The organism is Tenacibaculum geojense (assembly GCF_042676005.1).
Classification (GTDB): domain Bacteria; phylum Bacteroidota; class Bacteroidia; order Flavobacteriales; family Flavobacteriaceae; genus Polaribacter; species Polaribacter geojense.
This window is the reverse complement of the sequence record NZ_JBHTJR010000054.1, coordinates 71,833-85,282: the sequence shown is the minus strand read 5'-3', so window position 1 is coordinate 85,282 and position 13,450 is coordinate 71,833. Positions and strand designations below refer to the sequence as shown.

The window sequence follows — 13,450 nt, the reverse complement described above, 5'->3', positions numbered from 1 at the left end:
TCACTTCCACCATTACAACTTACATTAGTACTACTTACAATACTTCCGCCAAACTCCTGACCTGCTGCTATATTTACAACAAAGTCTCTTGGACATGCGCGTGGTGATAATACTGTAATTGTATGATCGCCTACTGGTAAATTACTAAAGACATTAGATACCTGAGTCGTAGTACCCCCATCTAAACTATACTCATAGGTTAATACTGGTGTAGCTGGTGGGGTTAAAGTAACATTACCTGTACCATCACAATTATATGTAACTGAATCAGTAAAATCTGGTATCACTGGAAGAGGATCAATAGTTATGGTTCCTAAAGATACCGGACAACCATTATCATCTCTTACTGATAATACATAATCGCCATCAGTTAAATTATTATAAATCAAATCAGTACTATAGCTACCATTAACTCCGTAATATATAGTTCCTGTTCCACCTGAAGCACCACTAAAGGTAATTTGGCCTAAAGTGTTACACGTATAATCTTGGGTTAAACTTACAGTACCTGGATCTATTGTTGATGCTGCTGGAACATTAACCGGAGAAATAGTATAATCACATTGATTTCCATTTTTTGTGGCTCTAATTGTTATGGTATAATCTCCAGGAGCTAAACCTGTAAATGAACCCGTGAAGTTATAATTTGTTCCTCCATCTATACTATATTCAATAGTATATCCTAAAGATGACCCATCAACTGAAATATTGATAGTTCCATCATTAGTACCACTACATGAAACAGGTGTTACATTTTCATTAAATTGAAGTTCAGGCTCTAACAATACCTCTACACTTGGTGCATACACTACACAATTGTTTTCATCAATAGCTACAAATTCGTATGTTCCTTCACTTCCACTAGCAACAGTGTATGGTGAGGAATTGAAAAAATTTGTCACCGGAATAGAAGCTGCATCTCCATAATCAAACGCAGGGTCAGTAGCTGTACTTGCAGGAACATATGATAGAATGGCATAAGATACTGCTCCAGTTCCTCCTGAGGATGTTAAGTTTATAACACCGTCCGTACAATCAATATCTTTTTCTTTTACTACATTAAATACCAATTCATCAGGCATTGTAAAAGTTATGGTATTATCTGTAAAACTACAATCGTCAGTAGTGACCGTTAGTGTGTAGTTACCTCCAGAAGAAACATTAAATGTATGGTCTCTGTCACTTGTAGGGCCAAAAGTTCCCACTGTAGAAGCTCCATCAGATAAAGTATAAGTGTAAGGTCCAGGTATTGCTGAATTAATTTGAACAATTACCTCTCCAGTTCCACCAAAACATAAAATATCGTTCGTAGAGACATCTACATCAATATCTATACTTGCTACATTGTAATTAGGATAATAGTATACACAAGAAGTTTGATCATTTCTGATATAAACATCATAAGTTCCAGCAGTAGTAATTGTTTCTACATAAGTAGTTTGACCTCCTGGATAAGGTTGATAAGCAGAATCTGCTGGTGCAGGATCACCTGCCCCCACAATTGCAAATTCATAATTTGATGGAACTCCAGTTATAGTTATATTGCCTGGGTTACCACAAATAATATCTTCGGTAGTGATAACTGGTGTTACACTAGCTTTATATATGTTGAAATAGAATCTACCAAAACACCCTCCTTGTTCAGTAACCTCTAAGCGATATTGCCCTGAATCAGTAAAAATTCTTGTTGGATCATTTACTTGAGAAGGAACATCTTCCCAACAAGCATTATTTAATGTTGGACAGTTTGGATTAGGATCTGGTGAACAGCTTGCACTTAATTGTTGCCACCTTACAGTTGTAGGTGCAATGATACCTGTAGCTAGTTCAACAGAATCAGAGTCTCCACATAAATAAATTTCAACAACTTGAGAGTTGTCGTTTGGACAAGTTTGAACCGTATACGATGCTCCAATATTGTCTAAAGCAGTTGTTACTGGGTTGACACCCGATCCAAAAGGAATTACATTTATAACTTCATCTGTACTAATACAACCTGATGATGCAGGTGCTGTTTTTACAACCGTGTAAGTACCTACTTGAGTAACAGTAATAGATTGTGTATTTCCTATAAGATTATTAGCACTATCATACCACTCGTACGTTTCAAAACCACTTCCTGCTGTTAGTGTAACATCTGGACCACATAATACAACATCTCTTTCGTACGAACAATTATCTACATTAACTAAAAAATTGGATGAACCTACAACTCCAAAATCACAGGCATCTATACCCGCAAAACTTGGCTCATCATTCACTACTACTCCACCTTGAACTCCTTCATATTGTGCAAAAGCCTGATTTTCTATTACATTAGAGCATACATCTCGTAACTCATTACAATCAGATACCACTTGAACATGCATTCTTATATGGTATTCCGCTCCATTTTCTTCAACCAAACTATCATCGACAGCTAAGCGTAATTCTGCTCTAAAACCATTTAACGCACTGGGAGGGTCATAACCAGCAATAGTTACACCTGGTGGTAAATCAATATCAAATCTAGTTCCGTCTGGGGCAACATGTCCATTAGGAGCTGTCGTAGTTAATAAATCTACATTTTTAGGTAATATATCAGTTATTATTGTGTTAGTAGCATCATCTGTACCAACGTTTTGAAAGCTTATATCATAATATAACTCACTTCCTAAGGTAACATCAGCTCCTTGCAAATCGTTTCCTGCACCATCATCGATAGTTTTAACTAATTGAACTCTAGGTTCAATAATCTCAACTGTCATTGCATTTAAAAATGGGAAATAGGCATCTTGTGCAGTAGTAAACCTAACATCTATCGATGTTTGACCATTGGATATTACAGAATTTGAAGGATTATTTAATGTAAAAAGATCAATATCAAACCCTAAAGTATTGGTACTTCTTGGTAATCTATTGTTATCTAAATTATTATATTTTGAAATAGAACTGTTAAAAAAGTTATTTGCAGGGTTGTTCGCTCCTGTAGTAATATCCTGGTAGTTATTTAATTGATTTCTAATTTGAAAACTATCTCCTACAAAAGGTTTGTCTCCTTCTAAAGCTGCAGTTAATAATTGAACTCTTACAGGTCCTGTTGGTATAGTAGTAAAACCAGAAAAATTAACATCTGTATCTACAACACCATCAATTGTTGAAAAACCATCAAATAATGATACATTTTTACTAGACTCTGTATCATTCTCATAAATTACAACCATTACCCATCCTGCAGAAGACCCCAATCTTTGACCTACAGAATCTCTACCTAAAGTAGCTTTTATATTAGCTCCAAAGTAATCACCGTTTGGGTTTGCTAAGGATTGAACTAAACTCGTTACATCACTGTAACATAAATAAGGTAATTGTGTAGCTTCACCATCATCATAAATAATTGTACCCGTAATATCTTGGTAATTCTGACCAGGAAGTTTAAACTTCATGGTATTAAAATCATTATCTCTTGTATTAACTCCTGAAGATTCATCACTCCAATTATCATAAGGATAAATAGCAGCCCAATATAAACCAGCATACACAACTCTTGAACAACTGGGTAAATTAAGAGATGACATACTAGATGAGAAAGTAGTATTGTTACCTGGAATCCCTAAATCATCATCTATATCAATATAACCAAGACTGATATCCGTGTTTGAATTACCATTGTAATTAAAATCATCATTAGGTCCTATGAAAGTAAATCTTGGGTCATCAATACTTAAAATATTATTTCCTACAAAAGTTATATTTCCCTTAACATTGATTCCTCCATCTCCAAGCCTATTGGTAAATGGTGTGTCAACCAATTTATTAGCTTCAGACTTTTCTTTATTGGATGAAAGCTGTTTAGCACTCTGCTTTAATTCATTTGATACACGAGAATCATCAAATAAATTTCCCTTTTCTTGTGCATATATTTGAAAAAATGCAAGAAAGGTTAATAAAATCAATAGTATTTTTCTCTTCATGATAATCATTAGTTGGGGATTTATGATTCTATCTGCTACTTAATATGAATGATATTTATTCTATCGTAATATTTACCGTTTAAATTGTTGTTATATAAACGAATAATCTCTTCTCTATTGTCTGATTTATGAATATAAACGTGACGGTAACCAGTTGTTGGATTGATAAAATAGTTGGCATTTATTCCATCTCGCCTCAATTCATCTACAAACTTATCTGCATACGGTTTTTTACCATTTACACTTACTTGTAGGTAATAACCTTCTTCTAAACCTTCTATTTTTTTCATTGTTCTTATTCTAGCTGGCGCTTTAGGTTTTGGCTCTGTATATGATTCGCCTTTAGCTCCTAGGGTAATTTTAACGGTATAAATATTATCACTACCGCTCTTTTTCATTTTTATACTTAAGGCGCTTTCTTTCTTAACTTCACCTGCATTATCAAAACGCTTTGGACCTCCGTTTGCTTCATCTACCATTTCTTCAGCATCTTCTTTTTTAGCAAAACGTTTCAGATATACAAAATAAGTATTAAACTTTGGATCACGAACATATCGTGCTGAAATATCTCTCTTTTTAAGATTCTTAATTAAATCTTTAGCTTTATTTAAATCTTTAAACTGATCAACGGCAACATAATACATGGTTCCTGCACCTCCACCTGTTCTTGTAATTGTTTTTTCTCTCCATGGTTTAGCATTACTTCTTTCTAAAGAATAATCCATTTCTTCAGGTAAAGCGTTAGCTTCTTCTTTTGGAGCTTCTTTAACTTCTCTAATTATTTGAACCTGTGGTTGTGGTTGATTTTTAAGAATTCTTAAAATTTCATCTACCTTTTTATTTAAAATATTAATAGAGTCTTGAGCTACTTGTAATTCATCTGATAAATCATTATGCTCAGGATCTTCATATTCTTTAATTTCTTTAACTGGCTGTGGTGTAGTTGATGGAATTGTTGTATCCACAGTATTATAATCAGGCTTACGGGTTTCTACAGAATTTCTAACTGTTCTTTTTCTTCTACCTAAATTAAATAACAAGCCTACCTCATTTGTTGCTCCTAAATTTTGTTGCTTTTCATAAGAGAAACCTATAGCTAACCTATCTGAAAGATTAACACCTAATCCTGCATTTAATCCATAGTAATTATCATATCCTAATTTAACCCATCCTGCTTTTGGGAGATCTGCAATAATATTACCTGCAAAACTAAATCCTAATTCTTGATTTCTTCTTGCGATAGCTAGTCCTCTTAAGGTAGTACCTTGTAATAATCCTCCTAAATTATTTAGTTCCATATTGTAGCCCGCGTGTGCAGAAATAGTTTTTTCTGCAAAATCAGTTACAAACTCACTTTCTTTTAAATTAAAATCAGCTAAATTTTCCAAAAATAGTCCTGCGTAAAATTTTCCAAATGACACAGTAGCTGCAGGTTGAAAAACAACAACAGGCTTGTCTTGATAATTATTTATTACAGGATCCGTTCCGTTTGATAAAACTTTACCATTATCTAAACTTCTTCTACTGTAAAAAAAGTTAAAACCAAAAGTTAATTTACTGGCTGAACCTAATTGTACTTGGTATGCATAATTAGCTACAGCTCCAAAATCTTTAAAAGCCCCTACTTCTTGCTGAAAAACAGCACCAGCTGCTCCAATATTATCTCTTCTACCTCCTGAATAACTTAAAACATGAAGCCTAGAAGCATCTTCAAATTGAATGTTTGAATTACGAACAATTGCTTGTATTGTTTGGTTATCTTTATGAATAACCGAAAATGTTGGTACTGTTAAAAAGCTATTAAATTTCATGTAGCTTCTTGACGCATATCCATTATACTGATCACTCGGTCCACTTGTTTGCGCAAATGCCGAGCATGTAATTAATAATAGTATGTATAAAGTTAATTTCTTTATCATATTTTTCCCCTTCTTATTTTAATATGGATATGGTTCCAGCTTTAATTATATTGTTATTATCTTTTATAACTTTAAAGTAGAATAACATCCCATCTTTTAAATTATTGTCTTGTGGCCAATCATTTTGATAATCGGTTGTATTTACAACAACATTACCATTTGAATTATAGATAATTACACGAACTTCTGGTTGGTAGGCAAATCTGTTCGGTAACTGCCAAGTATCATTAACACCGTCTCCATTAAAAGGTGTTATTATATTAGGTATTATCATTAAACCATCATCTTCAACAACTTCAATTGTTTTTTTAACTAAACAATCATCAACTCTTCCAATTAAAGTATAAGTCCCTAAAGTGTTTACGTCTAAAGACTCTGTAGTTGACAATAAGTTTCCTGCTTCATCATACCATTCGTATGAATCTGCCCCTGTAGCTGATATAGTTACTGTTTCTCCTGGTGTTAAAACTGTAGTTGTTGATGGTGATACTTCTAATACAGAATCATCAAATTCTACAATTTCTACTTCAGGTACATTTATTTGACAGCCATAACCATCAAAACTCACATAATATATTCCTATTTCTGTAACCTCAATACTTGAAGGATCTGAAACAGTTAATGCTTCGCCGTCTTTAAACCAGGTATATGTAAAACCTGATTCAATTGGAACTGATAAAGTTATCATACCTCCTGGACAGATGCTATTTGATGATGATGAAGATTGAATTTCAACATCTTCAAGAGTTAAAAATACAGGAAGTTCATTTGAGTCTGATTCTATTAAACCAACAGAAGCATTTAACACATATACGCCATTATCCAAATAGCTTGATAAATTTAATTCTTCAAATGTAGCTCCTGACACATCATTTGAATCTTTTTTCCATTGATAGTTTAGTAACGTCAACTGAGATTCAGACAAGCTATATAAATTCCCATCAGTAGCCATAGCTTCTATCCCCACAACACTAAGTGTTGTTTGCGATACCGAACAGTCAGTATAGTTGGTATCAAATCTTATTTGTGTTTCAAAACTAACTACATCTAAAACTATTATGGTTTCAGAAACAACTGAAAATTCACATGAACCTGAAGTATCTGTAACTTCAACAAAATATTCTCCGGACTCTCTAACGGTCATTGAAGACTGTGTTCTTGCGGGTAAAGGGCTACCGTTTCTAAACCATTGAAAAGTTGCATTACTTGCATCATGAGTTGCTTGCAAATTAAAACTTTCTGAGGGTAAAATAATTCTTGGTGAAGGGGAATCTAAAACAACTTCAAAACCAGCATCTGTTCTAGGCTCTACTGTAACATCTTGAGATCTGGCAGAACAATTACCTGCAAAAATTTCAACATAGTATACTCCATACTGATTAACATCTGTTGTATTCAAAACAGGTAAATAGTCAGGAAGCCCCTGAATTAACTCATTATCCTTATACCACCTGTAGATATAATTAACATCATCTACACTAGCTACTAAATCATAACTTTCATTTGCACAAATCTGAACAGTATTATCACCTTCAATAGACACATTTTCAATATCTGCTACAGTGACAAATATTTTATTTGAAGGGGGATAAGAATTAGTACACTGACCAGCCGATAATGTTGCGTAGTATTCTCCTGGTTGTGTTATTGTTAAAGTTGATGAAGTTTCAGAAAGTTGATTATTATTAAAAAACCACACATACTCGTAATCTGGGTTATTATAATTTAAAGATACTTGCTGAGGACTACCTCCACATAAAACAATATCTCTATTACCGTCTTCATCTTCTAAAATTAAATTGATATCTGGTCGATAATAAGCCTCAAATGCAATAGATTCAGGCCCAATACTTGCTGGACTTGTGGATCTTATTCTTATTCTATAACCTTGACCATAAGTATCATCTGGTAAGTTTAATGAACCTGGTATATCTACAAACGTATTATTTTCCCCAGTTATTGAACCTGCATTTGTAGGGTTATCAAAACTACCGTTAGCATCAGATAGTTCAATTATGAAAACATTGTCTGAATTAAATGCTGAGCCTGTGAAACTAAATTCAAAATCAAAACTATTAGAACTGGAACTACCACACGCAAAAGAAAAGTTAAGAACAGGCGCTTGTAATTCTTGAGAATTAGCACCTACGCTTAAAAACAGCATTATAGCGCCTAAAAACAATTTTAGGCAAAAGGGATCATGTCTAAACATAATAGCTGGGGACTATTAATTTGCAAATTATTTAATGTACATTGTCAATACAAATATAACTAATTAAAACAAAACCAGGAAGTTAACAATCTTTTTTTATTTATTACACAGTTAAATGTACCAGTTTTGAATATAATACGTTACTTTTACTAACTGTGCGATAAAGTTAATTTTTTTTCTGAATGTTCAAACATCTTTTAGGCTTTTTTTTACTAATCCCTTCATTTATAGTTGCACAAACAGGCGGGGAAAATTCATTTTTAGTTGTAAACACTACCGCTTCGGCTCATCAAATTGCTTTAGGAGGAAAAACTTTAACACTCTTAAATAATGTAAATCAACCAAACTGGAATCCTGCTACTATTAATGTTGATATGGACAGAAAACTTTCAGCTAATTACAGTAGTTATTTATCTGGAATATCTGTTGGATCACTTTCTTATGTTCATCAATTTAACAGATACAGCGCTCCTATATATTTTGGAATTCAATACAATAATTACGGTACTTTAATTTCAGCTGATACAGAAGGAAACGAAACAGGTACATTTTCTGCGTCTGATATTGTAATAAATAGTGGATATGCGTATAAAATTCCGAATAGTAACTTTACTGTTGGTGCTAATGCTAAATTTATAAATAGCACCATAGCTAACTTTAACGCTACTGCCCTAGCCTTTGATTTTGGTGTATTATACAATAATTCTTACAAACCATATATTTTTTCTATAGTAATCAGAAATGCAGGTTTTCAATTATCAAAATTCATCAATCAAAAAGAAAAACTTCCATTTGAAATTGCGCTAGGTGCAAGTTACCAATTAGAAAACATGCCTTTAAAATGGTATGTTACTCTAGATAATTTACAAAAATGGAAGGTTGCTGCTCCAAATCCTTCAAATAGTTCTACAGATTTAGAAGGGAATACAACGGATGAGGAAATCTCTTTCTTAGACAATGCTTTTAGACACGTAATTATTGGCGCAGAATTATTTCCAAAAAAAGCCATCAACCTTCGAGTTGGCTATAATTTTAGAAGAAGTAAAGAGCTTCAACTACAAAACACGCGTTCTTTTGGAGGACTTTCTTTTGGCTTTGGTTTAAAAATGAATAAAATTAAGTTAAATTATGCCTATGCTAAATTTCATTCTGCTGCTAATACAAGTACCTTTAGTCTTGAAATAGACCTCAGTAGAAACCCAAGAGGAAGTATACCTACAAGATATTAACAATTTTCGTTTAAAAACATTGCTTAGTGTATCTTTGCATCATATTACTATTATATGAACAAAAAGATCATTATTGCTATAGACGGCTTTTCTTCTACAGGAAAAAGTACCATTGCCAAACAACTTGCTAAAAAACTTAATTATATTTATGTAGATACTGGTGCAATGTATAGAGCCGTTACATTATTTGCCATGCAAAAAAACTATATCAATCATCAATTTTTCAATAAAGAAGCATTGATAAATGACTTAAGTTCGGTTGAATTATCTTTTAAGTTTAATGCTGAATTAGGTTTTGCCGAAATGTATTTAAACGGTATAAATGTTGAAAAAGAAATAAGATCTCTAGCCGTATCCAAATTAGTAAGTAAAATTGCTGAAGTGTCTGAAGTTAGAAAAAAACTAGTAGCTTCTCAGCAAGAAATGGGTCGTGATAAAGGGATAGTTATGGATGGTAGAGATATTGGTACCGTTGTATTTCCTGAAGCAGAATTGAAATTATTTATGACTGCCTCTGCAGATAAACGCGCCACTAGAAGATATAAAGAATTACTTGACAGAGGCGATGATGTTTCTTTTAATGATATTTTATTTAATGTTCAAGAAAGAGACAGAATAGATTCTACCAGAAAAGATTCTCCTTTAATCAAAGCAGATGATGCCATAGAAATTGATAATTCTGACATGGGATTAAATGAACAGTTTGAAAGAATTTTAAGTTTAGTTGATAAAAAAATTAATGAATAAATTACTTTCTGAGATTTTAATATTCTGCATATTTATATTGAAAAAATAAAATACACGATTCTCAAGCAATCTTAAATATATTATAAAAACATAAAAACCAATTAATTAAATATTTTTTATAATTTTAATTAATTGGTTTTTAAAAGTTTAAAAAATAGATTATTATTCTATATTTTTAGAATTCTCAGAATAAGTTCTCCATTTTTCTAAGCATTGTTGAATATCTTGAGGTACTTCAGAATTAAACTGCATAGATTCACCTGTTGTAGGATGAATAAAGCCTAAGGTTTTTGCATGAAGTGCTTGTCTTGGTAAAACCTTAAAACAATTATCTACAAATTGTTTATATTTTGTAAAAGTAGTTCCTTTTAATATTTGATCTCCTCCGTAACGTTCATCATTAAATAATGTGTGACCAATGTGTTTAAAGTGTGCTCTAATTTGATGAGTTCTTCCAGTTTCTAATCTACACTCAACTAATGTTACATAAGTTAATCTTTCTAAAACTTTAAAATGTGTTACCGCTGGTTTTCCAAATTCTCCATCAGGAAAAACATCCATTTGTAATCGATTTTTTAAACTTCTTCCAATATGACCGGTTATAGTTCCTTCATCTTCTTCTATATAACCCCAAACTAAAGCATAATAAACTCTTTCTGTAGATTTATCAAAAAACTGTTTAGATAAATGAGCCATAGCAAACTCTGTTTTAGCAACTACTAACAAACCACTAGTATCTTTATCTATTCTGTGCACTAAACCAGGACGTTCATTGCTATTTTTAGGTAAATTCTCTATATGATGTATTAATCCATTAACTAAAGTTCCTGAATAATTTCCATGACCAGGATGCACTACCATACCTGCAGGTTTATTCACCACCATTACATCATCATCTTCATAAACAATATCAATAGGAATATCTTCTGCTACTAATAAATTCTCATGTGGTGGATGACTTAATACAACACGAACAACATCATTAGGTTTTACTTTATGATTAGATTTTACAACTACATCATTTACTAAAACACTTCCAGCCTTTGCTGCTTGTTGTATTTTATTTCGGGTTGCATTTTCAATAAAATTCATTAAAAACTTATCAACTCGTAAAGGCTCCTGACCTTCGGCCGCCACAAAACGATAATGCTCGTATAATTCTTCGTTTTCTTGAATATCGTTATTCATTTCTTTCATATAAAATAAAATAGGGTCGGTGCAAAAGTAATGCACACGACCCAATTTAACTATTTTTAACTCGTTTTAGTTTCTACTTCCGTCGCCTAAAACTAAATCTATGGTAGAGTTTTTAGGTAATTTATCACCTAAACCGATTTGTTTTCCTTTATAACGTAAACCTCTTACAACGTCTTTACCAATATCTGGTACATATGTAAACTTATCTCCTACTTTAAAACCTATAGATAGCAAATGAGTAATAGCTTGTCGTTTTGTTTTTCCATTTAATTCTGGAATTAAAACATCTCTATATTTCGATGGATTTAATGTTAAATAAATCTTACGTTTTTCTTTTACAAAATCTCCAGGCTCTGGATTTTGATCTATAACCGATTTCTTTGGGTATTCTGGATTAAAACTAGCACTATCTATAACCTTAAAATCTAAATCTAACTCTGTTAATAAATCCTCAACTTCTTGTAGTGACTTTTTATGCAAGTTTGGTACTTGTATTTTTTGATTATGATTTGTTGTATAACCTAACCACCATTGTAATAAAAAAACAAATAATAACAATCCTATAATAGCAATTACTACTTGTATAAGAAAAGTTTTACTTTTTAAAAACTGAAATAAGCTCATAATAAACTAGTGTAATTTTTTTTGTCAAATGTAGCATAAAAATAATACTAATTAAAAAACAACAACTCATAAAGCGGTTTTTTTGGTAAGTTTGTAATACTAATACTTTACAATGAAAAAAAACATTGCCATTATTATGGGTGGTTACTCATCTGAAGTAGCAATTTCACTCAAAAGCGGAAACGTTGTTTACAAACACTTAGATACTAGTAAGTATAATGGTTACAGAATACATATTTTAAAAGAAAAATGGGTATATATTAATGATAACAATCATGAAACATCTATTAATAAAACCGATTTTTCTATAACTATAAACAATGAAAAAATAGTTTTTGACGCTGTATTTAATGCAATACACGGTACACCTGGTGAAAACGGAATAATTTTAGCCTATTTTGACTTATTAGGAATCAAACACACATCTGCTCCTTTTTATCAAATGGCACTTACATTTAATAAAAGAGATACATTAAGCGTAGTAAAACAATATGGAATTCCTACTGCTAAATCTGTATATTTAAATAAAGGAGATGAAATAAACCACAAAGCTATAGTTGAAAAATTAGGGCTTCCTTGTTTTGTAAAACCTAATAATGCAGGTTCTAGTTTTGGTATTTCTAAAGTTCATCATATAGAAGACCTACAATCGGCTATTGAGTTTGCTTTTAAAGAGGATTCTGAAATTTTAATTGAAAGTTTTTTAAACGGAACAGAAGTTTCTGTGGGTGTAATTGAATATCAAAATGAAATAACGGTTTTACCAATAACAGAAATAGTTTCTGAAAATGATTTTTTTGATTATGAAGCCAAATATCTTGGAAAATCTCAAGAAATAACTCCTGCTAGATTATCCGAAAGTCAAGAAGAAAAAGTAAAAAAAATTGCTAAAAAAGTATACAAAGTATTAAATATGAGCGGTTTTTCAAGATCTGAATATATTTTTGTAAATGATGAACCCCATTTTTTAGAAATGAACACAGTTCCTGGTTTAACCGAAGCTAGTATTTTACCACAACAAGCAAAACAACACGGAATTTCTTTACAAGAATTATTTACAAATGCTATAGAAACCGCACTCAATAAAAACTAACAAACCAACCATTATGAGAAGAGCTATTTTTCCTGGGTCTTTTGATCCTATAACTTTGGGACATTTCGACATAATTCAAAGAGGCGTTACACTTTTTGATGAATTAATAATAGCTATTGGTGTTAATGCCGATAAAAACTACATGTTTCCTTTAGAAAAAAGAAAGGAATTTATTGAAGAAGCTTTTAAAGATGAACCTAAAATTAAAGTATTAACCTATGAAGGCTTAACTGTTAATTTTTGTAAAGAAATTGATGCTCAATTTATTTTAAGAGGCCTTAGAAATCCTGCTGATTTTGAGTTTGAAAAAGCAATTGCTCATACCAACAGAAAATTATCAGAAATAGAAACCGTTTTCTTATTAACTTCTTCGGGAAAAAGTTACATATCATCATCAATAGTAAGAGATGTTATTAGAAATAATGGTGACTACACTGGGCTTGTTCCAGATTCTGTAAGGATATAACATCAAATTA

8 protein-coding genes and 1 pseudogene are annotated in these 13,450 nt (G+C 31.9%); 4 read left to right on the top strand and 5 right to left on the bottom strand.

Features of this window, described 5'->3' with window-relative positions; genetic code table 11:
- From ACFQ1U_RS12845 to ACFQ1U_RS12835, 3 genes and pseudogenes are all read right to left on the bottom strand, one after another.
- Nucleotides 1-3,953 (bottom strand): annotated as a pseudogene (locus ACFQ1U_RS12845) (SprB repeat-containing protein); the annotation flags it as partial.
- A gap of 35 nt (nucleotides 3,954-3,988) precedes the next feature.
- A complete protein-coding gene (locus ACFQ1U_RS12840; RefSeq protein WP_386109024.1) occupies nucleotides 3,989-5,872 on the bottom strand; it encodes a PorP/SprF family type IX secretion system membrane protein in 1,884 nt (627 codons plus the stop codon).
- Between the two features lie 13 nt (nucleotides 5,873-5,885).
- Nucleotides 5,886-8,036, bottom strand: a complete 2,151-nt coding sequence (locus tag ACFQ1U_RS12835) for a T9SS type B sorting domain-containing protein (protein ID WP_386109022.1) — start codon at nucleotides 8,034-8,036, stop codon at nucleotides 5,886-5,888.
- Nucleotides 8,037-8,266: 230 nt separating this feature from the next.
- On the opposite strand from ACFQ1U_RS12835, the gene porQ reads away from it, so the two are divergent.
- Together porQ and cmk are read left to right on the top strand one after the other, a co-directional pair.
- Nucleotides 8,267-9,313, top strand: coding sequence for a type IX secretion system protein PorQ (gene porQ, locus ACFQ1U_RS12830; protein WP_386109020.1), 1,047 nt, complete (start codon nucleotides 8,267-8,269; stop codon nucleotides 9,311-9,313).
- 54 nt (nucleotides 9,314-9,367) lie between these two features.
- On the top strand, nucleotides 9,368-10,060 hold the full coding sequence (cmk, locus tag ACFQ1U_RS12825) for a (d)CMP kinase (protein WP_386109018.1): 693 nt from the start codon (nucleotides 9,368-9,370) through the stop codon (nucleotides 10,058-10,060).
- 162 nt (nucleotides 10,061-10,222) lie between these two features.
- Here cmk and ACFQ1U_RS12820 read toward each other — a convergent pair whose 3' ends face one another.
- Nucleotides 10,223-11,257 carry an RluA family pseudouridine synthase gene (locus ACFQ1U_RS12820; protein ID WP_386109028.1) on the bottom strand — a complete coding sequence of 345 codons (1,035 nt, stop codon included), beginning with the start codon at nucleotides 11,255-11,257 and terminating at the stop codon, nucleotides 10,223-10,225.
- Nucleotides 11,258-11,323: 66 nt separating this feature from the next.
- A complete protein-coding gene (locus tag ACFQ1U_RS12815; RefSeq protein WP_386109016.1) occupies nucleotides 11,324-11,881 on the bottom strand; it encodes a PASTA domain-containing protein in 558 nt (185 codons plus the stop codon).
- 112 nt (nucleotides 11,882-11,993) lie between these two features.
- On the opposite strand from ACFQ1U_RS12815, the gene ACFQ1U_RS12810 reads away from it, so the two are divergent.
- Entirely contained in the window at nucleotides 11,994-12,974 is a 981-nt protein-coding gene (locus ACFQ1U_RS12810; protein WP_386109014.1) for a D-alanine--D-alanine ligase, read from the top strand.
- A gap of 13 nt (nucleotides 12,975-12,987) precedes the next feature.
- Complete coding sequence (gene coaD / locus ACFQ1U_RS12805) at nucleotides 12,988-13,440, top strand: pantetheine-phosphate adenylyltransferase (protein ID WP_386109012.1); 453 nt, start codon at nucleotides 12,988-12,990, stop codon at nucleotides 13,438-13,440.
- The last annotated feature ends 10 nt before the right edge of the window (nucleotides 13,441-13,450 follow it).